Source organism: Pseudomonas sp. CNPSo 3701 (genome assembly GCF_028674975.1).
Lineage (GTDB): Bacteria > Pseudomonadota > Gammaproteobacteria > Pseudomonadales > Pseudomonadaceae > Aquipseudomonas > Aquipseudomonas straminea.
Map to the genome: position 1 here is coordinate 305,427 of NZ_JAQZSI010000008.1, position 23,445 is coordinate 328,871.

A 23,445-nucleotide genomic window follows, 5' to 3' on the forward strand; every position below is an offset into this window, starting at 1 on the left:
AGGATCCTTCAATGCCCGACAACGCTCAACAATTCGCCAGCGACAACTACTCCGGAATCTGCCCCGAGGCCTGGCAGGCCATGGCCGAGGCCAACCAGGGCCACCAGCGCGCCTACGGCGATGACGAATGGACAGCCCGCGCCGCCGACCACTTCCGCCGCCTGTTCGAAACCGACTGCGACGTGTTCTTCGCCTTCAATGGCACCGCCGCCAACTCCCTGGCCCTCGCTTCGCTGTGCCAGAGCTATCACAGCGTGATCTGCTCGGAGACCGCCCACGTCGAGACCGACGAATGCGGTGCTCCGGAGTTCTTCTCCAACGGCTCCAAGCTGCTGACCACCCGCACCGAACAGGGCAAGCTGACACCGACCTCGATCCGCGAAATAGCCCTCAAGCGCAAGGACATCCACTTCCCCAAGCCGCGGGTGGTCACCCTGACCCAGGCCACCGAAGTCGGTACCGTTTACCGCCCCGAGGAAATCCAGGCGATCAGCCAGACCTGTGACGAACTGGGTCTGAACCTGCACATGGACGGCGCGCGCTTCTCCAATGCCTGCGCGTTTCTCGGCTGCACGCCGGCCGAACTGACCTGGAAGGCCGGCGTCGACGTGCTGTGCTTTGGCGGCACCAAGAACGGCATGGCGGTTGGCGAAGCGATTCTGTTCTTCAACCGCGACCTGGCCGAAGACTTCGACTACCGCTGCAAGCAGGCGGGCCAGCTGGCCTCGAAGATGCGCTACCTGTCGGCGCCCTGGGTCGGCATCCTGCAGGACGACGCCTGGCTGCGTTACGCCAACCACGCCAATCACTGCGCCCAGCTGCTCGCCAAGCTGGTGGAAGATGTGCCGGGCGTCAGCCTGATGTTCCCCGTCGAGGCCAACGGCGTGTTCCTGCAGATGTCCGAACCGGCCATCGCCGCCCTCACCACCCGCGGCTGGCGCTTTTACACCTTTATTGGCGCCGGCGGTGCGCGCTTCATGTGCTCGTGGGATACCGAGGAAGCACGGGTGCGCCAGTTGGCTGCAGATATTCGCGAAGTGATGGCCGCCTGACCAACGTGATGGGCCGGCCGCGTTCCGGCCCATCATCTTTATCCCCGCAACGCCCTACCCGCCGCTCCAGCTACACTTCTGTGGATAACATCCTTATCCCCACCAAAAAGACGAACCTGATCCTCACGAGCCACCCCATTGAACGGGCTCAGGCTTCGACTGCCCGTGCGCAGTCATCCCCGAGATCCCCAGATCCCGTGGAAGGCGCTGTGCATAAACTGTCGGCATCCTGCTGCAGGCCAGGCATCCCAAGGGCTCCAGGAAATCGTACAAAAAACGTTCTATTTCAATAGGTTGGGCATTGGGTTACGCACAATCGCTGTGCAGGAAGGCTTTCACAACCTGTGCATAGATGCCTGTACCCCCCGTTACTAGAGGCTTACAGCGCCATGATTATATTTTGATCAACGGTATTCCGCGCGTCGTCATCCACACCCTAGCTTAGAAGTTTGTACCGCTTGTGGAAATTCTTCCCCAACAAGCGGGGACGATAGTGGGGATAAGCTGTCGGCAAAACGCTGTAGCCCTTGTTTTTACTGGCCTTAGGCCTGTCGGACAAAAAATGAGCGGTATCAATGGTTTGGCAACTTATCTACACACAGAAACTGTGTGCGCTTCTGTGAATAAGTTGTATCGAAAGAGCTGCAAGCCTTTAACTACGCGGCGCTGACAGCAGTGATCATTTATTGACCAAGCTACGGAGAGCAGCGTTTATGGGACTACAGCGCCATAACGCCTGAGGTACGGTGAATAACCCACAATGCACTTTCCCCAAACTCCGTGGATCAAGTTGTGCAAAAACTGTCTTAATCAGGCTACAGGCCATGAATGGCGGGGCCTTCAAAGATACGTTCAAAAAACGACCAGAAGAATCGCCACTTTCTCAGCCAATACACTGCATACAGCTGTGCACAGCACTGTGGATAAGCTGTTCAAGCAGAGTGGCATCGAATACGCAGGAGGGGCTGCAGCCGCGAGCGCTTTCCAGCCCCTCACTACGGCAGCCTGCGGGGTTTCCCCAAAGCCCTACCAGCCGCCTATGTTTGGTGAAAATTGGCCAAACACCCGCCAACCTTGCACACAGTTACTGTGCGCCGGACTGTGGATAAACTGTTGGATAGCCGCCACAGCGCCCGCGAGCCGGGCGCTGTAGTAAATTGATCAGCTTTTGATCAGCAGATCAGTACTCGATGCTCACGTCGTTACGCGGCACGCTGCAGCAGGACAGGATGTAACCCTCGGCCACGTCCTCGTCGGTGATCCCGCCGTTGTGTTCCATGTCCACGTCGCCCGCTGTCTTGAGCACCTTGCAGGTACCGCAGATGCCCATACCGCAGGCCTTGGGGATATGCAGGCCAAGTTTGGCCGCCGCGGCATGCACGGTTTCGCCCGGGCCGACCTGGATGCTTTTGCCGGTGCTGATGAAAGACACCTGGTTGCGCTCGGCAGCCGGCACCTCCGGCGCGTCGGCAGCCAGCTCGGCCAGCTCCTTGACCTCCTGGCGCACTTCGGCCGGCACCGGTCCGAAGGCCTCCTCGTGATAGCGGCTCATGTCGAAACCCTTGGCTTCGAGCAACCGCTTGACCGCCGCCATATAAGGCGTCGGGCCGCAGCAGAAGATTTCCCGCTCCAGGTAGTCCGGCGCCATCAGTTCCAGCATCGGCTGGTTGAGGTAGCCTCGGTAGCCCGACCAGGACTCGCCCAGGCCGTGCTTTTCGCAGATCACATGCAGGTTGAAGTTGTTGATCCGCGCGGCCATGTGCTCCAGCTCGCGCTGATAGATGATGTCTTTCGGCGAGCGGGCACTGTGCACGAACACCATATCGACGTTGGCGTTGGTGTCGTAGAACCAGCGCGCCATCGACATCACCGGGGTGATGCCCACCCCGCCGCTGAGAAACAGCACCTTGTCGGCCGGAAAGTCGATGGCATTGAACAGCCCGACCGGGCCGTGCACCGCCAGCTCCTGTCCCTCGGACAGGTTGTCGTGCAGCCAGTTGGAGACCTTGCCGCCCGGCACTCGCTTGATGGTGATCGAGAAGCTGTACGGCACCGACGGCGAGCTGGAGATGGTGTACGAACGCATCACCGGCTGGCCGTCGATCTCCAGCTCCAGGGTGACGAACTGCCCCGGTTTGAAGAAGAACAGCACGGGCTGGTCGGCCATGAAACAGAAGGTGCGGACATCCCACGTTTCCTGGATGACCTTGACGCAACGCACAACGTGGCGGCCATTGCTCCAGGTCTGGGTAGTGACGGGATAGAGGAAGTCGTTCGACATGTCGGTTCTCTCGCGCACGCAGGCCGCTCACCGGCCCATTCTTTGCCGCGATTGTGCGCAACGCCTCTGGCGCTCATTTACCTGCCAGCGACATCGGCATGCTCACCGCGACCTGCCCCGTAGACACTGGCGTACCCAGTCGGGAACTGATTCGGCCATGTCGCCCATGGATAAGGTTCGCGCCGCGCCCGGCTCCACACTCGCCCCCAAGCCGAACAGGATAAGAGCGTCCGCCGCAGCCCCCTGAGCAATGCGCCATTCGGCAGGCGATCCGGGCCAGGCGACGCCACCTTGCGTCAACCGCACCAGCCTATTTCATAGCGGCCGCACCGCGGCCGCCACGAGGAGTTCTCCGATGACCGTCACCTCTACCCTGAGCCTTGGCGACCCGCTGGAACCGGCACGCGCCGCAGCCGCTGAAATGCTGCAGAACCGCGAGCGCACCTTTTCCCTTCCGCAGCCGTTCTACAACGACGAGCGGGTGTTCCAGCTCGACATGCAGGAGATCTTCCACAAGGAATGGCTGATCGCCGGCATGACCTGCGAGATCCCGGCCAAGGGCAACTACCTGACCCTGCAGATCGGCAACAACCCGATCATCGTCATCCGCGGCGCCGAGGGCGTCGTACACGCCTTCCACAACGTCTGCCGCCACCGCGGCTCGCGGCTGTGCACCAGCGACAAGGGCAAGGTCGCCAAGCTGGTCTGCCCGTACCACCAGTGGACCTACGAAGTGGACGGCCGCCTGCTGTTCGCCGGCAGCGAAATGGGCGCCGACTTCAACCTGGCCGACTACAACCTCAAGCCGGTCAACTGCAAGACCGCCGGCGGCTACATCTTCATCTCCCTGGCCGAAAACCCGCCGGCCATCGACGAGTTCCTCGCCACCCTGGCGCACTACATGGAACCGTACGACATGGAGAACGCCAAGGTGGCCGTGCAGACCACCCTGATGGAAAAGGCCAACTGGAAGCTGGTGCTGGAAAACAACCGCGAGTGCTACCACTGCAACGGTTCGCATCCGGAACTGCTCAACACCCTGCTGGAATGGGACGACACCAACGATCCCCGCGCGACCCAGTCGTTCAAGGACCACGTGGCCGAATCCGCCGCCAAGTGGGAAGCCGAGAAGATCCCGTACCTGCACGCTGGCTTTGGCCTGCGCAACCGCATCGTGCGCATGCCGCTGCTCAAGGGCACCGTGTCCATGACCATGGACGGCAAGCAGGGCTGCAAGAAACTGATGGGCCGCATCCAGAACCCGGACCTGGGCTCGATGCGCATCCTGCACCTGCCGCACTCCTGGAACCACGCCATGGGCGATCACCTGATCGTGTTCACCGTATGGCCGATCAGCGCCCAGGAAACCATGGTCACCACCAAGTGGCTGGTGCGCAAGGACGCCGTCGAAGGCGAAGACTACGACGTGGCCCGCCTGCGCGAAGTCTGGGATGCCACCAACGACCAGGACCGTCGCCTGGCCGAGGAAAACCAGCGCGGCATCAACTCCACCGCCTACCAGCCTGGCCCGTACTCGAAAACCTACGAGTTCGGCGTGGTCAACTTCATCGACTGGTACAGCGAACGCATGCTCAGCAACCTGGGTGCGGCGCCAGCGCCGTATCTGCGCGATGTAAAAACGCAGTGAATTGCACACGGCGGCCAGGGTAGCGTTTGCCCTTGCCGCGCAACAAAATCGTCCCGCTACCTGGCGAAAGCCCCGCGACCTATGGTCTGCGGGGCTTTTTATTTGCCGTTCATAACATGATCGAGATGTTTCACAGCATTTCACGCCGTCAAGCGGAACAATCGAGTCGTCCCGGTCCACAGACGCACACGCGCAGTTGTCAGCGACGCGTTTAGGCCACCCGTCCCCTTGGCGAGGAATCCAACGTGAGCGTGAAGCCCCTGAGCAAAGGCCCCAACGAACAGAGCGGTGCCGACAGCCTGCGTTTCGACAACATCATGCGGCTTAGCCAGAAGGGCAATGCCAAGCCCAAGCAGGATCGTACCGCCACCGATAACGAACAATGGCCACCAGTGGACAAGACCCGAGTCGATGCGCCCAGGGACGGCAAGATCCGCTACGAACTTGATGGCCAGGGCGTGGTGGTCGAGCGTTCGGTGAACCCCGAGCTGTACAAGTTTCTGCTCAACCTGCACGCGCTCAACCAATCGCCTGAGCAGAAGGCCCAGGTGGTCGCGGCGATGGGCGACGAGCACGCCATCGCCGACCGCAACACCGAGGTGCAGGACTGGAGCGACTACACCCAGTTCAAATGGCAGGGCAACCTGGAAGAGGCCGAGGTGATCACCTATGTCACCGCGGACGGCGAAACCGTGACCGTGTCAAAGGCCCTTACCCCGCAGCTGTTCCTCGAGGTGCAGCAGATCGGCCTGTCGCGCTACACCCTCGAACAGCGCGTCGCCGATGGGCGTGAGGTCGCCGGCCCCGACACCTATGTGGCCGAGCATGATATTGCCCTCTGGGGAGGCCCGGAGGAGTTCGGCAATGGCGTCATCCAGTTCGAAACCAAGGATGGCAAGAAATACGTGGTATCCGAGCACGAAAACAAGGCGATGTACGACCGTGTAGCTGGGATGTGGAGCGATCACGTCAAAGGCGGCGACTCGATCCAGAAACTGCGTGAGAAATATGAGCTGCCCGACCTCGACAAGCTGGACCTGCTCGGCCAGAGCAGCGGCGAGAAGGCCAATAAGGACGACAAGGAAGAGATGACGGTGGTCGAGCTGGCCACCAAGAATCTGCTCGACAAGTACAAGAAGCTCATTGACGACGGCAAGGTCGGCAAGGACAGCGACATCTACAAGCTGGTCAAGGCCATCGAGGCCAAGGCGTCGATGGAGAGCGGCCACCGCATCACCCCCTATATCGAGGACCCGCGTGGCGGTAACACCACCTGGCGCGAGTTCGACAGCGATGGTGAAACCCTGAGTACCGAGGACATGCAGGACATCCTCAACGGCAATTCGGTGGATGAATTGCTCAGCGAGATGTTCACCAGCGGCAACGGCGAAAAGGACAAGATCGGCAAGGAGTACCAGGCCGAACTGGACAGCGCCATCGAGAAGGTCAGCGGCGAAGACAAGACCAGGCTGGCGGATGAAATCTACGACACCCTGACCAGCCTGGATTTCGTCAGGTACCTGGCGGACATGAAAGAGCAGGGCCTGGGCAGCGAGGGCCAGGCGGAGGTTGCCCGGCTCGCCTCGAGCCTGGAGCTGCTGGATCCGGAGCGTGCCCGCAAGGCCGAGTCGGCTCTCAAGCAGAACGGCATCCTGGTGGAGATCGATACCCTGGTCGGTGATCCCAGTGCGATTCCCGACGAGTACAAAGAGCTCGCCTACAAAGACATGGGTGCACTGATCAAGACCGTGCTCAAGTCTGCCGACATCCCCCGTCGGGTGCAGGACAGCATCGAGAAGTTCTACAACGAACTGCTCAATGACAAGACCAAGATGGCCGACTTTGCCAAGCTCTCCGAGCAGCTCAACAACGGCAGCATCACCCAGGCCGACTTCGATAAACAGTTGGAAACCAAATACATCCCGGCGGAAGTCAGCAAGGACGACTTCACCAAGGCCATCGGTACGCTGAACAAGTACGGCGTACTCGGTAGCATTTCCGCATTCGGCTCCCTGGGCGGGGCGATCTACATGCTCTCGGCCAAGAATGGCCAGCTGTCCGACGAGCCTCTGGAACGCCTGGCCATCGCCAAGGATTTCGTCACCTTCCTGAGTGGCGGTGCGCAATTCGAAAAGACCGGCATCTTCGACCTCTTCACCAAGACCAACACCGCTGAGCTGTTGGGCCTAAGCAAGACCCTGCCGGAAATCTGGGGCAAGGAAAACGGCACCCTCGGCAAGAAGATCGAAGGCTTCCTGCGTGACCGGGGCATTTCGGGCGTTCCCGATGCGGTAGAGAGCCGTGCCAACAGCGTGATCGAACTGGGCTCGCTGAATGGTGGCGGCGGTGGCGATGCGCTGGATCAGGTCAGGCTTTCTGCCGAAGCCTCGGGTATCGGCTCGTTCGACGATGCCGATAGCCGTGCGCTGCTCAACGACATCATCACCCGCGCCGGCGGCAACCCGCCCGACGACTACTCACGCTACAGCAGCCTCAACCAGATTGCCGAAGAGCAGAACCTCACCATCACCGAGGAACACATCAACGACGCCATCAACGAGCGGCGTGCCGCGAACGGGCTTGGTGAAATTGCCGATGACGTCTCGGTCAACGAGTTCGCCAGTCACCTCGATGACGCTGCCAACCGCGCACTGCCAGCGTCGATCACCTCTTCGGGCTACTCCACCTACACCGATGCGGTGTCGACCATTTATGAAGATGCGGTGGAATACTTCGAAGAACGCAACATCACGCCGCCTAGTCGCGAATCCGTCGAGCGTGTGGTCAACGAACGTATCGAAGAGTCAGGCCGCCGCGTACCAGCGGCCAACGACCCGTTCGACGGCGACCTGCGCCTGGATGGCGACTCGATCAACCAGATGTTCGAGAACGACAACCGCCCGCCACCAGCCGCCGAGGTGATCGACGATGCCGTCGACCGCCTCAACGACACAGTGCGCAACAGCTCGGTGCAGGGCATCGTCGATACCGACACGATCCATAGCGCCCTGGGTGGCGCCGATACACCGTCGATAAAGCCCGGCCTGGCAGCGAAGATCGGCGGCACCCTGACCAAGGTGCTGGGCGTGGCGCCGGACATTCTCAGTGTCGCCGACATCGTCATGGGCGGCTTCACCATCAAGGATGCCATCGCCAACAACAGCGATCTGGGCAAGGCGGCTGGCGCCCTGCAAATCATCAGCGGCGTGGCGGGCACCACCGCCGGTGTCATTGGCACGGCCGGGCTGTTCGCCAGCATAGGTGCCCTGGCCGGAGCCACCGGCCCGCTGTTCCTGATCACCGCGGGGCTGGGGTTGATCGGCGGCATCATCGGCATCTTCGTCGATCATGAGAAGAAGCAGAAAGCCACCGACAAGGAAGGTCAATGGTTCAAGGACCTCGCCGAGCTGGGTCTGACTCAGGAGGACTGGGGCGACAAGCTCGAGTATGCCCGCTACAGCTTCTACGAATACGATGGCCGCGACGCCCCGGCCGGCCAGAGCATCTACGACTACCAGAAAGACGAGTGGGAGCATTTCAAGGAAACGCCTCAGGAAGGTGGCTCGTCCATCAACCGGCTGGACGACGACAAGCACCTGGCTAAATACGACAAGGCGTTCTACGAGGAGAACCGCGAGGTTATCCACACCATCCGCGAGCGCTGGGATAACTGGAACGGCAAGGACGACATCGTCAGCAAGAAGGATCTGGAGAAGATCGCCAGCGGTGGTGGCAGTGACGAGGAGAAGGCGGCCGCGCAGTTCCTGCTCGATAACAGCGGCTTCTGGGATCAGCTCGACACCCAGTGGGGCAAGGGTGGCCAGGACGGCAAGGTCAGCACCAACGACCTCAACACCTGGCTGAAGCTGGTTGGCGCCCACCAGGAGGATTACGGGCGCGCCTATTACGATGAGCATCAAAGCATCATCGAGACCATCCGCGAGCGCTGGGACGATTGGAACGGCAAGGACGACATCGTCAGCAAGAAGGACCTGGAGAAGATCGCCAACGGTGACGGCAGCGATGCCGAGAAGCAGGCTGCGCGTTTCCTGCTCGATAACCAAGGTTTCTTCGATCAGCTCGACAACCTGGCCAAGAACGACAAGCGCGACGGCAAGATCAGCACCGGCGACCTCGACACCTGGCTCAAGGCCATTGGCCTGGAGAAGACCGACAAGAGCGAGCTGACCTACAACCCCAACGACAGCACACCGGCCTGGCGCCAGATGCGCTTCTGACCGCCCCGCGGGCGTCTGGCATGCCAGCCGCCCGTGGTAATGCTAGCGGCCCGGCAAGCCCATTACCCGACCCACATAGGCAGAACGCGGCGTTCCACACTGCGCCTCGTCCAGCTCGGCAATTCGCCCGGCCACGTCGCCAGCGAACGGTGCCGAACGGCCGGTCGCCGTGTCGATGTTCATCAGCATCTGCTCGCTCTCGGCCACCACCTGGCCGTCGTCGCAGCGCTCCAGCAGGTGGTGGATATGCAGGCGCTTGCGGTCATGGCCGAGCAGTTGGGTGCGCACCTGCAGCTCGACGCCGAGTTTAACCTCGGCGAGAAAATTGAGGTGGCACTCCAGGGTGTAGAGCGTGTGCCCGGTGCGCGCCCTGCCCGCCTCGTCGAGGCCAATTAGATCCATCAGCCCGTCGGTGGCAAAGCTGCAGATCAGCAGGTAATAGGCGTCGCGCAGATGGCCGTTGTAGTCCACCCAGGCGGGCTGTACCGCGGTCTTGTAGGTGACGGGTAGCATGCTCAGTCCTCGAAGGCGAAGCCATGGCGGGCCTTGGTTTCGCGGATCGCGCCGAGCACCGCCAGCAGGCAGTCATCGCGGTAGCACTCCAGCTCGGCGAGGCTGCGGGTGCCCTGCTGCACCGCTGTGCCGGCGACCACGTCGTCGATCAGTTGCTCGGTCAGCTCGGGGGCCTGCAGGTAGGTCCAGGGCAGCTTCAGCGCCGGGCCGAACTGGGCCATGAAGTGGCGCATGCCGGCGTCGCCGCCCGCCAGGGTGTAGGTCAGGAAGGTGCCCATGAACGACCAGCGCAGGCCGGCGCCGAAGCGGATCGCGTCGTCAATCTCGCCGGTGGTCGCCACGCCATCGTTGACCAGGTGCAGCGCCTCGCGCCACAGCGCTTCGAGCAGGCGGTCGGCGATAAAGCCCGGCACTTCCTTGCGCACGTGCAGCGGGCGCATGCCCAGCACGCTGTAGATGCTGATGGCCGCCTGCACCGCCTCGGGCGCGGTGCGTTCGCCGCCGACCACCTCGACCAGCGGCAACAGGTACACCGGGTTGAACGGGTGGCCGACCACGCAGCGCTCGGGGTGCTGCGCCTCGGCGTAGAACTCGCTGGGCAACAGGCCCGAGGTGCTGGAGCCGATGATCACGTTCGGGCGCGCCGCGGCGCTGATCCGTGCGTGCAGGTCGAGCTTGAGGTCGAGCCGCTCGGGCGCGCTCTCCTGGATAAAATCGGCGTCGCGCACGCAGGCGTCGAGGTCAGCGAAAAAGCGCAGGCGCTGCATCGACGAGCCGGGCGCCAGCCCCTGCTTTTCCAGCGCCGGCCAGGCATTGGCGATGCGCGTGCGTAGGGCTGCCTCGGCGCCGGGCGCCGGGTCCCAGGCGTGCACCTCCAGGCCGTGGGCCAGGGCGCGGGCGACCCAGCCGGCGCCGATCACGCCGGTGCCCAGTGCAGCGAAAATCTTGATGTCGGTTACGAAGGACATGGCAGGCTCCAGGTGAAGGCTCAGCGTTTTTTCAGATTCATTTTTTCCCGGCCCTCGGCCGGGCTCAGCACACGGCCACCGAGGCGCTCGATGATTTCCACCGCCCGCTCGACCAGCGAGCCGTTGCTGGCCGGCACGCCCTTGTCCAGCCAGATGTTGTCTTCCAGCCCCACGCGCACGTTGCCGCCCAGGAGCATGGCCTGGGCGAGCATCGGCATCTGCATGCGGCCGATGCCGAAGCCGGCCCAGGTCAGGCCCGGCGGCAGGTTGTCGACCATCGCCTTCATGGTCGCGGTATCGGCCGGCGCGCCCCAGGGGATGCCCAGGCACAGCTGGATCAGCGGGTCGTCGAGCAGGCCCTCCTTGAGCATCTGCTTGGCGAACCACAGATGGCCGGTGTCGAAGATCTCCAGCTCGGCCTTCACGCCCAGTTCGGTGATGCGCTTGGCGCCGGCGCGCAGCTGCGCCGGGGTGGAGACGTAGATGAAGTCGCCATCGCCGAAATTCAGAGTGCCGCAGTCCAAGGTGCAGATCTCCGGCAGCAGCTCCTCGATATGGGCAAGACGCGTAAGCGGCCCGACCAGGTCGGTGCCGGCGCCGAACTCCATGGGCTGCTCGCCCTTGCCGATTTCCAGATCACCGCCCATGCCGGCGGTGAGGTTGATGATCACGTCGGTGTCGCTCTCGCGAATGCGCTCGACGAGCTCGCGGTACAGCGCCACGTCGCGGCTCGGCTTGCCGGTCTGCGGGTCGCGCACGTGACAGTGGGCGACGGTGGCGCCGGCTTTGGCCGCCTCGATGGCGGCCTCGGCGATCTGCTTTGGCGTGACGGGGATGGCCGGGTGGCGGCCGACGGTGTCGCCGGCGCCGGTGACCGCGCAGGTGATGATGACTTCATGGTTCACGGTCGTACTCCTAGTTATTCAGGACGAACGCCGCCCCCACGCAGAGCGCGGCGGCAGCAAAGAGCTTCGGTTATTGGGTAAGTTTCAGGGCCTGGGCGGCCGGTTTGCCGTCAAGGCTGGTGACGCCCTCCAGCCAGGCGCTGACGACCTGCGGATTGGCGGCGATCCACTCGCGCGCCACCTTGTCCGGCGCCTGGCGATCCATGATCGGCTGCATCAGCTCGGCCTCCTGGGCGCTGGTGAATCGCAGGTTGGTGAGCAGGCGGTTGGCGTTGGGGCAGCGCTGGGCGTAGTCCGGCGCCGTCACGGTGGAAACCGTCGCCGCACCATCGTTGGGACCGAACACATCTTCTGTGCCGGTCAGGTAGGTGATCGGCATCTGCAGGTTCATCGGGTGCGGCTTCCAGCCGAAGAACACCACCGGTTTCTGGTTGCGCACCGCGCGGCCAACGGCAGCAAGCATGCCGGCCTCACTGGACTCCACCAGCTTGAAGCCGCCAAGGCCGAACTGGTTGGAGTCGATCATCTTCTGGATCGCCGTATTGGCGCCCGAGCCGGCTTCGATACCGTAGATCTTGCCGTCGAGCTGATCCTTGAAGCGTGCGATATCGGCCAGCGTCTTGATGCCCTGCTCGGCCGCGTAGGTCGGCACGGCGAGCACCGCCACGGCATCGTCCAGCGACGGCTTGTCAGCCACCTTCACGGCGCCGGCGTCGAGGAAGGGTTTGATGTTGTCATCCATGATCGGCTTCCAGTAGCCGAGAAAGGCATCGACCTGACCCTTCTGAATACCGGCGAAGATGATCTGCTGCGAGGCCTGGGTCTGTTTGGTTTCATAGCCCAGGCCCTCCAGCAGATGATTGGCCACGGCGGTAGTGGCGACGACGTCGGTCCAGCCGACGGCGCCGAGGCGTACGGTCTTGCAGCTGGCTTCTTCGGCGGCCAGCAGGGGCGAACTGAACAGCGTGACGGCGCAGCAGGCTGCGAACGCGGTGAGCGTTTTCATGAGCGGGCTCCTCAACGGTTTAGTTTCTGGTTTTTAGTACCGTGCGACCGGAACAGCGGTATTCCGATAGCGCCACGCTACGCCGTTACTGAATAGGAAATTCGCACCATATCGACATAAAACCAGAACATAACGACTTGATCACCCATCACCGCTACCGTTAGATAGAAGCCTCCCGCACCGGAGCGCCGCCATGACCCATCACTTCTGCTTTCTGCTGCTGCCCGGGTTTTCGATGATGGGCCTGATGTCGGCCATCGAACCGCTGCGGGTCGCCAACCGTTTTCACGCGCCCCACTACCGCTGGCGCCTGCTCAGCGAGAACGGCGAGGCCGTGCCGGCCAGCAACGGCATGTCGCTTAACGTCGACGGCACCCTGGAAGATGAATGGGCGGGCAATAGCCTGTTCGTTGTCGCCGGCTTCGACCCGCTGGCCGGCTTCAGCGCGTGCCTGGCGAACCGCCTGCGCCGTGCGGAGCGCGAGTGCCAGGTGCTCGGCGCCATCGATACCGGCAGCTTCGTGCTGGCCGAGGCCGGGCTGCTGGACGCCCGGCAGCGCTTCACCTTGCACTGGGAGGCGCTGGAAGCCTTTTGCGAACGTTATCCACAGCTGCAGCCGACCCAGGAACTGTTCGAGATCGACGGCCGGCGTATTACCAGCGCCGGCGGCACCAGCAGCCTGGACCTGATGCTCGGGCTGATCGGCCGCGACCATGGCGAAGCGTTGTCGATCCAGGTGTCCGAGCAGTTCGTACTCGGCCGCATCCGCACCCGGCTGGACCACCAGCGCATGCAGGTCAGCAGCCGCTACGGCATCCACGACAAGAAGCTGGCCCTGGTGATCGGCGAAATGGAGCGCTGCACCGAGGAGCCGCGCACCCCGCAGCAATTGGCCGACACCGTGGGCATCACCACCCGCCAGCTGGAGCGGCTGTTTCGCCAGCACCTGAACACCACACCGGTCACCTTCTACCTCGCCCTGCGCCTGGACAAGGGCCGCCAGCTGCTGCGCCAGAGCGACCTCAGCGTGCTGGAGGTCGCCCTGGCCTGTGGCTTCGATTCGGCCTCCTATTTCGCCAGACGTTATCGGGCAAGGTTTGCCGTCAGCCCCCGCGCGGACCGCCACGAGGCCTGAGTGGCGCGAGCGATCAGCTCACCTGCTCCAGCCACTTGTCGACGTCCTTGCGACTGATCTTGCCGTCTGCCTTGGTGTTGTTGGGATGGAAACGGATGGTGTCGAGGAACTCGAAGAACTCCTTGTTCTCCATCAGGAAGCGCACGGCGTCGATGTCTTCCTTCGAATTGTCGAAGCGATCATCGCCCTTGAGCAGCTTGTTGAAATCCTTGTCGCTGATGATGTCGTCACTGCCCTGCCACTGCTCCCAGTTGTCGACGATACGATCAATCTTGTCCTTGTTGTCGCGATAGAACTCGGCATCGAACTTGTCGCTGTAGGTGACCAGATCCTGCATATTGTCGCGGAACCAGTCGTCGTCGATGCGTCCATCCTTCTCGACGTTCTCGGTGAACTCCTTGTAATGCTCGGGTTGCGCTTCCCAGGCGGGAATGTCCTCCGGATACCAGGCGTCGAAGCGGTCTTCGTACTTGCCTTCGTAATAGTGGTACTCGTAGTTCAAGTGGATAAGGTAATTGAGCTTTTCACCCCACTCCTTCTCGAGTACACCATCCTTGCCCAGTTCGCGAAAATAGTCGCGTACCTTCTCGACGGTCTCCTCGCTCTTCTTCAGGGCAACCACGCCACCGATGATGGCGCCAATGAACCCAAGTACCGCACCCACACCACCAGCAGCGGCAGCCACTACCCCGGCAACGGCCGCCGAGCCCACACCAAGCGCCGCGGCCAAGCCGGCGCCACCCATCACCAGCCCGGCAGTGCCGCCAACCAGTTGCAGGCTCTTGGCCGCGAACTGTTCGGGCGTACCACCCTCCTTACGCAACTTGTCGATACCCATGCCGCCGAGCACCAGGTCGAGCACACCGCCAGCCACGTCGGCGATCCCTCCCACGGTGGACAAGGCACCACCGATCCAACGCAGGCGATCAGCCTCCGGTATTTTCTTCAACTCGGGATCGTTGCCGGTGACGTTGAGGATGTTTTTCTTCACATCTTCCTGCTGCTCGGCAGGCAATTGCTCGATAACATCTTCGATCGAGGGGCGAGAATTACGCGTGTGGACGTCGTACGCTTCCCAGAAACTTTCCGCGGAGAATTTACCAGATTCGATTTCCGGCAATTTATCCAGCTTGTCCTTGATTTCCTTGAGCTCGATGGCCTCGGGCTCGGACACTTCCTTGGGCTTGAAATGCTTGTCCCAGACGGTTTCCTTGAGGCTTTTGCCCAAACCCAGCGAGTCCGCAACGCCTGGCTTGCGAAACAGTTCTTCATAGGCCCCGGTGACCATGGTGGCCATCGGCGAGATCATGCTGATGGTGGTCACGAAGTTCTTCGCCGCCTCGATACGCTCGGCCGGCGTTTCGCCAAAGTTCAGCCCGCCATCGGAGAGTTTGTAGATACCGGCGACCATCGAGATCAGGCCCGCACCGGAGCTCAGCACACCGGTCTTGCCAAGCTTGCCCAAAACCCCGGCAACACCGTCGCGCTCGGCCAGTGGGACTTTCGCCACTTCCTTTTCGATCTTCTCAGCGGTGATGGCGCCAGAATTACCTGAAGGGTCGTTGATGCTCGCCTTGGCGCTGTCCTTGAGCAGTTGAGTCAGCGGCTCCCGAGAATTTTCCGCGGCGGTAACCAGCTTCTGCTCCTCGGCATTGAGCTCGGGCTTGGCCTGGCCCTTTTCCTTGCCGCCGCCGAAGAAGTAGTTGTAGATATCGGTGCCGCGCTTGGTACCCAACACCGAGGTCATCATGGTGGTGAGCAGCGTGGAGACCATATCGGTGGTGGCCTTGTCGACGTTCTCCTCGCCGACGCCTTCGATACCATCCTTGTAAAGCTCGTTGAGCTGATCGATGGGAATGCCGAACTTGAACTCGGTGTCGATCTGCGCCGCCAGCTCCGAGTCGAGCAGGCTGAGTGACTGCATGTCGGCGGCGTAACGTGCCGCTGCCCCTTCGGGATTGTCCTTCTCCAGCGCTTCGAGGGCCTTCTTGTACTCTGGGTCGCGCAGGGCATCGACCAGCTTGTCCTTGAAGCCGTCCTTGTCCTCGACTTTATCGATCGCCTCCTTGAGGAAGCGGTCGTTGTCGGCGGCGATGTCCTCGTCGGTCATCAATTCCAGCAGCTCTTCACCGAGTTTGCCTTCGTCAACCAGCCCACGCATTTCCGAGGGACTCATCTCCTTCGGGTCCTTGCCATAGCTGGTGGTCGTGCTGTTGAAGGCGCCGTTGGTGGTGCTGTACGGCAGGAACTGGAAACCGCCATTGAGCATCGCCCGGGCTTCGAGTAGGCGCAGGTACTTGGCCTCCTTGGAATCAGAGGGCTTGTCCTTGTACGCCTCCTTGAGGTTATCGTAGTAAAGCTCACCAACCGTCTTGGCCTTGCCGTCCTTCTTCTCGCGGGTTTCGGCGAGCATCAGGTCGGTTTGCTTGGCGGATGGCAGATCGCGATCCTCGAATGCCTTGTCGACAGCACCCTGCTGCTTCTCGGTCAACACGCCGCTGAGATTGGCGAAGTGTTCAGGTGTAACGCTTTCGATGACGATGAACTTGCCGCGTCGCGGCGTTTCTACGGCGAGTACACCAGGGGCCAGGGTCTCGACCTTGGTATTGTCGGTGACCACGGGAATGTCGTCCCGGGCGCTCATCACTTTATAGCCGTCATCGTCGATCTTGTTTTCGATCTTGTCGCGGGTTTCAGCGAGCTCCTTGACCTTCTTGTAGGCTTCTGGTGAAACCTCCTTGGAGACTGCGTATTTCTTGCCATCTGCGGTGGTAAAGAGGGCCGTGTCGTTCTCACCATAGGCACCGCTGTTGTCAACGGTCAGCTGAAAGCCATGGACAGGGTGATACACCGCCGCGCTCATATCCATGTAGCCGTCTTCAATGAAACGCAGGTCACCCAGTTCGGGAATCTGCTCAGCCGAGGTGACCACTTCGAATCCGTAGGACTCGCGCTTACCAAGCCATAATTCATGCTCTTCGGATAATTCTTTCTCGGTCCATGCCGGTGGCCCGGCGACGTCACCAGCGTCCAGTTTTTCCTTGGCCACCTCGTGCATTCTCGGATTGACGCCAGCGTGCACCAGCACCTGATCACCATTTTTCATGGTCACCAGCAACAGGTCGTCCCACAACATCAGTCGATGGCCGCTGGACGACAGCCATTCGGTCTCGACGTTGGCGATGTCCTCTTCTTTCCATTGATGATTACTTTCTGCCAACGGCGGTTTGCCATCCAGATAGGGACCGCGGTACTCCTTGTAGGCCTCGATACCTTCCTTGTCGAGCTGACCGCCTCTGCTCTGCGCTTCGCGCATCTTGTCATCGAATTCGCGCATCTTGGCATCGAAATCGGTATCGCCGGTTTGCTCTGTCGCCCGTTCTGGGCTTGTTTTATCGCTGCTGCTCATTGGCTCTGCGCTCCGGTTCGATAAGTGGACAAGGTCGCAAAACGGCGCAGCGGCCCTTGTAGGAAAGAAGGTGGCTATGGCACTTGTTGGCAGACGCAAGTCGACTCATGGCGCCCTTGCCGTTCGGCGGAAACGAGAACGGGTGCGCGCAAAAAGGGCGGTCTGCAGTGCGTCCATTCAAGCAACGGTCACATTGATGTAACAACCTGATCGCGATGGATTTCGCAGCTTTTCACGGCGACACATGGCCCTTAACAGGATGCGAGGGCGGCACTGTACAGACTGTCAGGAGTACCGCGACATGCACCAGGATCAGACTCTAGCCACCAGCCACGAATCGGATTTCCGAACAACTTTTACCTCGCCATCCGAAATCCCGAACGCTGTGTTTCTGCAGAACATTAGCGGCCATTCACAATCAATCAGTTAGCAGCTGCCCAGGTGTATCCCGGCGCGGCACGCTAATTGCGAAGTACTTCCCGCCTCTGATCGACACCGCCTTGCAGCACTGCGGTGATATACAAAAACAAGTACGTTCTGGAGGGTTCTTCTTGCCTATTCAAACTGCCGCGCCGGCACGTTCCGCCAGCGACCACCATGTCGGGCCTCCATGCGAACCGAATCCGAGCATGACGTGGCGCGCCTGCGCGCGACCGTCGCCAGTGCGTACAACAACCATAATCCTCGAGGGACTATAGGCATGTATTCGACCACTCTCGGCCCCAGCGCGCCGACCGAGACACCCTACGACCACGCACCATTCAACAGCGAAAGCGCCGTGCGTTTCGGTGCGTTCATCCTCTTCCCACGCCAGCATCTGTTGCTCAAGCATGGCGAGCCCGTCAGCCTGGGTAGCCGTGCCCTGGACCTGCTCATCGCCATGGCAGCGCGGCCGGGAGAGTTGCTGGAGAAGTCCGAACTGATCGCCTGTGCCTGGCCAAAGGTCATCGTCGAGGAATGCAACCTGCGCGCGCAGATCGTCACGCTGCGCCGGGTACTCAGCGAGGACGAGAGTGGCTTCGAATACATCGTCACCGTCCCAGGACGTGGTTACCGTTTTGTGGCGCATACCGAACCCTATGAGGCGGGCGAACCCGCCGTGGTGGAGCGTCTGCAATCCTTGCCCAGCTTGATAACCCGGCCTCTGGGGCGGGACACAATCCTGCAGCGCCTGGCCGAGCAGTTGCAGCACAACCGTCTGGTCTCCCTGCTGGGACCCGGCGGCATCGGCAAGAGCACCGTCGCGCTGGCGCTCGGCAACCAGTTGGCTGGTGACATGCCCCATGGCACCTGTTTCGTTGACCTCAGCGAGGTCGATGACGACAGCCGCATCCCGCATGCCCTGGCTGAAGCCCTCGGCCTGCAGACTGGCAGCGACCCCTTGCGCGACGTGGTGCAGTACCTCCAGCACCGGCGCCAATTGCTGATTCTCGACAACTGCGAGCAGGTGCTGGACGGCACGGCGCTGGTCGTCGAAACCCTGCTCAAGTGGACACCGGACTGCGCCATCCTGACCACCAGCCGTGAGCCGCTGCACGCGGCAGGTGAGCAAATCGAGCGTTTGCTGCCGCTGCAATTGCCTGCGGCCTGCGAGCATCCCAATGCCGAGCAGGCACTGGATTACCCCGCCATCGAGCTGTTCGTGGAGCGGGTACAGGCCAGCGATACGGCGTTCACCCTCAACGACGGTAACGTGGCGGACGTGATCAACATCTGTCGCAAACTCGACGGTATCCCCCTGGACATCGAGATCGCCGCAACACGGGTCAGCGCCTTTGGCCTGGAGCCCCTGGCGGAACTGCTGGATGGCGATTTCCGCCTGCAGATGGAGGGTCGCCGTACCGCGCCACCACGCCACCGCTCGCTACGCGCCACGCTGGACTGGTCATACCAGACCCTGGCACCGGCCGAGCAGGCGATGCTGCGTCTGGTGGCGATCTTCAACGGTACCTTCACCCTGAACGCCGTGCGCGCGCTGGTCGAAGGCGATGCGACCCTGTCGGGTGACCCGCTGCCGCTGATCGAGAGCCTGGTGGACAAGTCCCTGCTGATCGCCCATCGCGACGACACCCTCAAGTTCTATCAGATGCCCAAAAGCGAGCGTCTCTACGCTCTGGAGAAACTCGACCAGACCGGCAGCACCCAGCGTCTCGTCGCCCGCCATGCGGCTTATGCGTTGGCCGTGGTGAAAAAGGCTGCCAGCCAGCTCGACGCCGTGGTGCCGGAAGCCTGGAAGAACCTGTACGGCGCGGAAAGCGACACCATTCGCTCGGCGCTCACCTGGGCCTGTTCCACTGACGGCAATCAGTCGCTGGGCCTGGAGCTAACCCTGGCGGCCCTTGGCCTAGGCCCCTACCGGGATAGCTCATCGCGCCCTCGGGTAGAACAGCTGCCGCAACAGGAGCCGATGCGCCGCCAGGCAGGTTGAGCACAGAAGATCAGGGCACCGTGGCCGAGAGGCGGTCGCCCCGTCAGAGCCAGACAGCTCGCCCCTAGATCAGCCGCGCGGCAACCAGCGCATCGGCCACCGGCTGGAAGGTATTGGCCGGAATCGGCTCGCCCTTCACCGCCCGCTTGGCGATCTCGGCCGCCAGCTTGGCATCCGGGCTACGCGGTATGCCGAGGCTGACCGACTGCGCCAGCAGCGCTTTGGCGTCCTCACCCGTAGCCATGCATGTCAGCACCGGCACCGGCGTTTCGCCGCGAACGTAGCGCACGCCGACCAGCCAGCCGTCTTCGCTACCGATCATCAGGGTGGCATGGGCGATGCCGACCTTGCGGCTGCTCAGGGCCTGCATCTCGCGGCGCTGACGCTGACGCTCGCGCTTGATCAGCGGATCACCATCCATGTCCTTGCGCTCGCGCTTCTGCTCGCTGCGCGTCATGCGCATCTCACGCTGGAACAGCCAGCGTTGCAGCAGCACGTCGACGCCGCCGATGAGCAGGTAGGTGAGTAGCACCGTGGCGACCAGCGGCTTGAGCAGCACGAAGAACACCGACTCGATGCACCCGGCACCGCAACGCGAGGATTCCATCAGCGCCTGCAAGGCGATGCGCCCCACCACGTAAAAGGCTACCGACAGCACCACCACCTTGACCAGGCTCTTGAGAAACTCGATGAAATTGCGCATCGAGAAGATGCGCTTGGCGCCTTCGATCGGATTGATACGCGAGATTTCCGGCTTGATCGGCTCGCCGGAAAACAGCACGCCGCGCATGGTCACGATGTTGGTCAGGATCACGCAGACCACCGTCACCCCGAGGATTGGAAAGGCGGTGCGCAGCAGCACTTGCTGGGCACTTTCCAGCAGGCGTGGCCAGACGGTGGCGAAGGGCTCCACGTAGATGGTCGCGGCCAGGTCGAGCAGGCCGCGCACCCGTGATTCGGCGATGCCGGCGAGAAAGGCGATGCACACCGAGCAGCCGAGCAGCACCACCGCCGAGACCATATCCTGGCTTTTCGAGACCTGGCCTTTCTGCCGTGCCTCGCGCAGCTTCTTGTCGGAGGCCGGCTGGGATTTCTCCTCGCTGCCGCTGTTGCCGGCCATCAGGGCTCACCCGCGCCGGACAGCGTCTTGAGCACCTCGACGGTGCCGCGAAATTCCGCCAGTTGCTCGAGCATCAGCGGAATCAGGAAGCTGCAGTAGAGCACCATCAGAAAGGTGAAGATCAGGTTCTTGATCGATAGCGACAGGTCGAAGATATTCATCTGCGGCGCCATGCGCGACAGGTAGGCAAGCATCATGTCCGCCACCAGCAGGGCGATGATCAACGGCGCCACCATCAACACGCCGATGCGCATCACCTGATCGAGAATCGCCAGCACCGCCTCCAGCGCCGCGCTGGCGATCACCGGGGTGAAGGCGGTAACCGGCCATAGCTGATAGCTGTGGTAGAAGCCGTCGACCATCAGGATGAAGCCGCCGGACATAAAGAACAGGGTGATCAGGGTGACGCTGAGCAGGGTCGCGGTCACCCCGGCTTCGCCCGCACCGGAGGGGTCGACCAGTTGCGCCATGGTCGAGCCGCGCTGCAGGTCGACCAGCTCGCCGGCCACCTCGGCAGCCCAGAACGGTATGCCGAACAGCAGCCCCACGGTCACCCCGATGAGGAACTCCTTGACCATCAGCCCGGCGAGGAAAAAGCTGCCGTAGTCCTCCAGCGCGGTGAGCGCCGAAAAGGCCGGCAGGAACATCGGTGCGGAGATCGCCACCGCCACGCAGCTGCGGATCATCCCGGTCAGCCCCAGGCGATTGAAGGCCGGGGTGATGAACACCAGGCCGAGCGCCCGACAGACCGCCAGAGCTGCCGCCGAGATCACCGGATACGCGATCTCGGCGATGCCCAGACCGATATCGGCATCCATGACCTAGCGCGTCCAGACGGGGAAATTGTCCAGCACGTGGCTGGCCAGCGCCGCCACCTGGGTGGCCAGCAGCGGGCCGATCAGCACCAGCACCAGCAGCACCGCCACCAGCTTGACCGCCTGCGGCAGGGTCTGGTCCTGTATCTGGGTGAGCGCCTGCAGCAGGCCGACACCGAGGCCGATGAGAATGGCCACGCCCAGCGCCGGCGCGCTGAGCAGCAGCACGGTCATCAGCGCCTGTTTCATCAACGACAGGAATACGTCCTGGCCCATGCTTCACCCTCCTCCGTAGCTGAGAATCAGGCCGTGCATCAGCCGTGACCAGCCGCTGACGGCGACGAACAGGAAAATCTTCAGGGGAATCGAGATCAGCGTCGGCGACACCATCATCATGCCCATGGCCATCAGCACGTTGGCCACCAGCAGGTCGATCACCAGAAAGGGGATGTAGAGCAGAAAGCCGATCTCGAAGGCACGGGTCAGCTCGGAGCTGACGAACGCAGGAATCAGTACCACCAGGTCGTCGTCGCGCAGATCGGCGCGCGCCTCCTCGGACCACACGGTCTCGGTGGCCTGCACGAAGAAGGCGCGCTCGGACGGGTTGGCGAAGCGCGACAGGTGGGTTTGCAGAGGCGCATGCAGGGCGTCGCCCAGCTCGCGTAACTCCTCGGCGTTCTGCAGGCTGATCGAGCGCCCCTCCACCTCGCGGTACATCTCGCCGATCAGCGGCGTGGTCACGTACACCGCGAGGATCAGGGCGATGCCGTAGAGCACCAGATTCGGCGGCGTCTGCTGCACGCCCAGGGCATTGCGGATCAGGAACAGCACCACGGAGATTTTCAGAAAGCCGGTCAGGGTCACCACCGCCAGGGGAATCAAACCGATCGTGGTGACGACCAGGATGATTTCCAGCAGGTTCGGCTGGTAATCCGTCATAGGCTGGCGAACCGGGTCAGGCGCACCCCCAGCCCATCACCGATGGCGACCAGCTCGCCGCGCCCCACACAGCGCCCGTTGATCATCAGTTCGACCCGCTGCGCATCAGCGTGGGGCAGGGCCAGCACACTGCCCTCGCCCAGCTCGCGCAGTTCGCCCAGGGGCATTTCCAGGCTGCCGATCTGGCAGACCACGGTCAGCGGCACATCGTCCAGTTGCGCATCATCGGCGTCTTGCCCCATGGCGTTCTCCATCGTCGGGTTGGTCGGTTGCAAGGCTTCGAGCAGTTGCAGGCCAGATTTCTGGCGTTTGAAACGGGCCTGACGGTGGCCGCCCGCGAGTAGTAGCAGGCCGTCGGCATCCGCCGGGCAGTCGAGCATCAGCACGTCGCCCGGCTGCAGGCTACACAGCTCGGCCAGGCTCAAGGTCTGACAGCCGCGCAGCAGGGTCAGGCTCAGCGGCAAGGTAGGCAGGGCTTGGCGCGCCGGCGGCACGTGACGCTCCAGCAGATCGGCGATGCTTTGTGCGGCCGCCCGGCTCAGCTGCAAAGTCAGCGTGCCCAGGGGCGCACCGTCTGCGCTGAGTTGCAGATTCAGGTCGACTTCGCCATGGCACGGCTCGGCGTCCAGACTCAACGGTTGACCCAACGCGGCTTCGAGCGGCTCGATCCAGGGCAACAGCGCCTGCTCGAGCAGCACGCTCTGCAACACTGCGGGCAGACCGGCGAAGTCGCGCTGCAGCGCCATGGTGCCCAACAGTCGCTCGAACAAGGCAGCATTAAGGTGCAGCTGCAGCGAATGCATGCCGAGCCGCGCCGGTACCACCCACGCAGCGTTTTCCGAGTGCTGACCACCGAAAGCGATCTCTAGCTGCACCCCGGCGGCCTGGCCCCGCCAGGGCTTGCGGCGGCGCAACAGGCGGTTGCGTAGCGCCTGTTCGGCGACATCGAGTTGCGGCAGCAGGGGCAACAGCGGCATGGGCACCAATG

General features: G+C 62.3%; 16 protein-coding genes. 5 read left to right on the forward strand and 11 right to left on the reverse strand.

Features of this window, described 5'->3' with window-relative positions:
* Positions 1–11 precede the first annotated feature (11 nt).
* Complete coding sequence (locus tag PVA39_RS21390; RefSeq protein WP_274125755.1) at positions 12–1,052, forward strand: threonine aldolase family protein; 1,041 nt, start codon at positions 12–14, stop codon at positions 1,050–1,052.
* Between the two features lie 1,180 nt (positions 1,053–2,232).
* Here PVA39_RS21390 and gbcB read toward each other — a convergent pair.
* Positions 2,233–3,333 carry a glycine-betaine demethylase subunit GbcB gene (gbcB, locus tag PVA39_RS21395; protein ID WP_093507558.1) on the reverse strand — a complete coding sequence of 367 codons (1,101 nt, stop codon included), beginning with the start codon at positions 3,331–3,333 and terminating at the stop codon, positions 2,233–2,235.
* Positions 3,334–3,688: 355 nt separating this feature from the next.
* Here gbcB and gbcA point away from each other — a divergent pair, with 355 nt between their 5' ends.
* Positions 3,689–4,981, forward strand: a complete 1,293-nt coding sequence (gene gbcA / locus PVA39_RS21400) for a glycine-betaine demethylase subunit GbcA (protein WP_274125756.1) — start codon at positions 3,689–3,691, stop codon at positions 4,979–4,981.
* A gap of 245 nt (positions 4,982–5,226) precedes the next feature.
* Positions 5,227–9,219, forward strand: coding sequence for a hypothetical protein (locus PVA39_RS21405; RefSeq protein ID WP_274125757.1), 3,993 nt, complete (start codon positions 5,227–5,229; stop codon positions 9,217–9,219).
* A 42-nt stretch (positions 9,220–9,261) separates the two neighbouring features.
* Here the strand turns inward: PVA39_RS21405 and PVA39_RS21410 are convergent, their stop codons facing one another.
* The 4 genes from PVA39_RS21410 to choX all read right to left on the reverse strand — a co-directional run bounded on the left by PVA39_RS21410 (position 9,262) and on the right by choX (position 12,611).
* Positions 9,262–9,732, reverse strand: a complete 471-nt coding sequence (locus tag PVA39_RS21410; RefSeq protein WP_274125758.1) for a thioesterase family protein — start codon at positions 9,730–9,732, stop codon at positions 9,262–9,264.
* Positions 9,733–9,734: 2 nt separating this feature from the next.
* Positions 9,735–10,700 carry an L-carnitine dehydrogenase gene (locus PVA39_RS21415; protein WP_274125759.1) on the reverse strand — a complete coding sequence of 322 codons (966 nt, stop codon included), beginning with the start codon at positions 10,698–10,700 and terminating at the stop codon, positions 9,735–9,737.
* A gap of 20 nt (positions 10,701–10,720) precedes the next feature.
* A complete protein-coding gene (locus PVA39_RS21420; protein WP_027904328.1) occupies positions 10,721–11,605 on the reverse strand; it encodes a 3-keto-5-aminohexanoate cleavage protein in 885 nt (294 codons plus the stop codon).
* A gap of 70 nt (positions 11,606–11,675) precedes the next feature.
* Positions 11,676–12,611 carry a choline ABC transporter substrate-binding protein gene (choX, locus tag PVA39_RS21425; protein WP_274125760.1) on the reverse strand — a complete coding sequence of 312 codons (936 nt, stop codon included), beginning with the start codon at positions 12,609–12,611 and terminating at the stop codon, positions 11,676–11,678.
* Between the two features lie 193 nt (positions 12,612–12,804).
* Here choX and PVA39_RS21430 point away from each other — a divergent pair, with 193 nt between their 5' ends.
* A complete protein-coding gene (locus tag PVA39_RS21430) occupies positions 12,805–13,746 on the forward strand; it encodes a GlxA family transcriptional regulator (protein ID WP_274125761.1) in 942 nt (313 codons plus the stop codon).
* A gap of 13 nt (positions 13,747–13,759) precedes the next feature.
* Here the strand turns inward: PVA39_RS21430 and PVA39_RS21435 are convergent, their stop codons facing one another.
* Positions 13,760–17,083, reverse strand: a complete 3,324-nt coding sequence (locus PVA39_RS21435; RefSeq protein WP_274125762.1) for a hypothetical protein — start codon at positions 17,081–17,083, stop codon at positions 13,760–13,762.
* 772 nt (positions 17,084–17,855) lie between these two features.
* On the opposite strand from PVA39_RS21435, the gene PVA39_RS21440 reads away from it, so the two are divergent.
* Positions 17,856–19,583 carry an ATP-binding protein gene (locus tag PVA39_RS21440; RefSeq protein ID WP_274125763.1) on the forward strand — a complete coding sequence of 576 codons (1,728 nt, stop codon included), beginning with the start codon at positions 17,856–17,858 and terminating at the stop codon, positions 19,581–19,583.
* 64 nt (positions 19,584–19,647) lie between these two features.
* Here PVA39_RS21440 and PVA39_RS21445 read toward each other — a convergent pair whose 3' ends face one another.
* The 5 genes from PVA39_RS21445 to sctQ are packed head-to-tail and all read right to left on the reverse strand — an operon-like array spanning position 19,648 to position 23,434.
* Positions 19,648–20,703, reverse strand: coding sequence for an EscU/YscU/HrcU family type III secretion system export apparatus switch protein (locus tag PVA39_RS21445; RefSeq protein ID WP_274125764.1), 1,056 nt, complete (start codon positions 20,701–20,703; stop codon positions 19,648–19,650).
* On the reverse strand, positions 20,703–21,521 hold the full coding sequence (gene sctT, locus PVA39_RS21450) for a type III secretion system export apparatus subunit SctT (protein WP_274125765.1): 819 nt from the start codon (positions 21,519–21,521) through the stop codon (positions 20,703–20,705). Before sctT ends, PVA39_RS21445 begins: the two co-directional genes overlap by 1 nt.
* 3 nt (positions 21,522–21,524) lie before the next feature.
* On the reverse strand, positions 21,525–21,794 hold the full coding sequence (locus tag PVA39_RS21455) for an EscS/YscS/HrcS family type III secretion system export apparatus protein (RefSeq protein ID WP_274125766.1): 270 nt from the start codon (positions 21,792–21,794) through the stop codon (positions 21,525–21,527).
* 3 nt (positions 21,795–21,797) lie between these two features.
* Positions 21,798–22,457, reverse strand: coding sequence for a type III secretion system export apparatus subunit SctR (gene sctR, locus PVA39_RS21460; RefSeq protein ID WP_042556778.1), 660 nt, complete (start codon positions 22,455–22,457; stop codon positions 21,798–21,800).
* Complete coding sequence (gene sctQ, locus PVA39_RS21465; RefSeq protein WP_274125767.1) at positions 22,454–23,434, reverse strand: type III secretion system cytoplasmic ring protein SctQ; 981 nt, start codon at positions 23,432–23,434, stop codon at positions 22,454–22,456. Before sctQ ends, sctR begins: the two co-directional genes overlap by 4 nt.
* Between the last annotated feature and the right edge of the window lie 11 nt (positions 23,435–23,445).

Coding starts and splice junctions, on each gene's coding strand:
- PVA39_RS21415 (WP_274125759.1), bottom strand. CDS start 10,700: ATGTCCTTCGTAACCGACATCAAGATTTTCGCTGCACTGGGCACCGGC.
- PVA39_RS21455 (WP_274125766.1), bottom strand. CDS start 21,794: ATGGGCCAGGACGTATTCCTGTCGTTGATGAAACAGGCGCTGATGACC.
- gbcB (WP_093507558.1), bottom strand. CDS start 3,333: ATGTCGAACGACTTCCTCTATCCCGTCACTACCCAGACCTGGAGCAAT.
- sctQ (WP_274125767.1), bottom strand. CDS start 23,434: ATGCCGCTGTTGCCCCTGCTGCCGCAACTCGATGTCGCCGAACAGGCG.
- PVA39_RS21435 (WP_274125762.1), bottom strand. CDS start 17,083: ATGCGCGAATTCGATGACAAGATGCGCGAAGCGCAGAGCAGAGGCGGT.
- PVA39_RS21445 (WP_274125764.1), bottom strand. CDS start 20,703: ATGGCCGGCAACAGCGGCAGCGAGGAGAAATCCCAGCCGGCCTCCGAC.
- choX (WP_274125760.1), bottom strand. CDS start 12,611: ATGAAAACGCTCACCGCGTTCGCAGCCTGCTGCGCCGTCACGCTGTTC.
- PVA39_RS21410 (WP_274125758.1), bottom strand. CDS start 9,732: ATGCTACCCGTCACCTACAAGACCGCGGTACAGCCCGCCTGGGTGGAC.
- gbcA (WP_274125756.1), top strand. CDS start 3,689: ATGACCGTCACCTCTACCCTGAGCCTTGGCGACCCGCTGGAACCGGCA.
- sctR (WP_042556778.1), bottom strand. CDS start 22,457: ATGACGGATTACCAGCCGAACCTGCTGGAAATCATCCTGGTCGTCACC.
- sctT (WP_274125765.1), bottom strand. CDS start 21,521: ATGGATGCCGATATCGGTCTGGGCATCGCCGAGATCGCGTATCCGGTG.
- PVA39_RS21440 (WP_274125763.1), top strand. CDS start 17,856: ATGTATTCGACCACTCTCGGCCCCAGCGCGCCGACCGAGACACCCTAC.
- PVA39_RS21430 (WP_274125761.1), top strand. CDS start 12,805: ATGACCCATCACTTCTGCTTTCTGCTGCTGCCCGGGTTTTCGATGATG.
- PVA39_RS21390 (WP_274125755.1), top strand. CDS start 12: ATGCCCGACAACGCTCAACAATTCGCCAGCGACAACTACTCCGGAATC.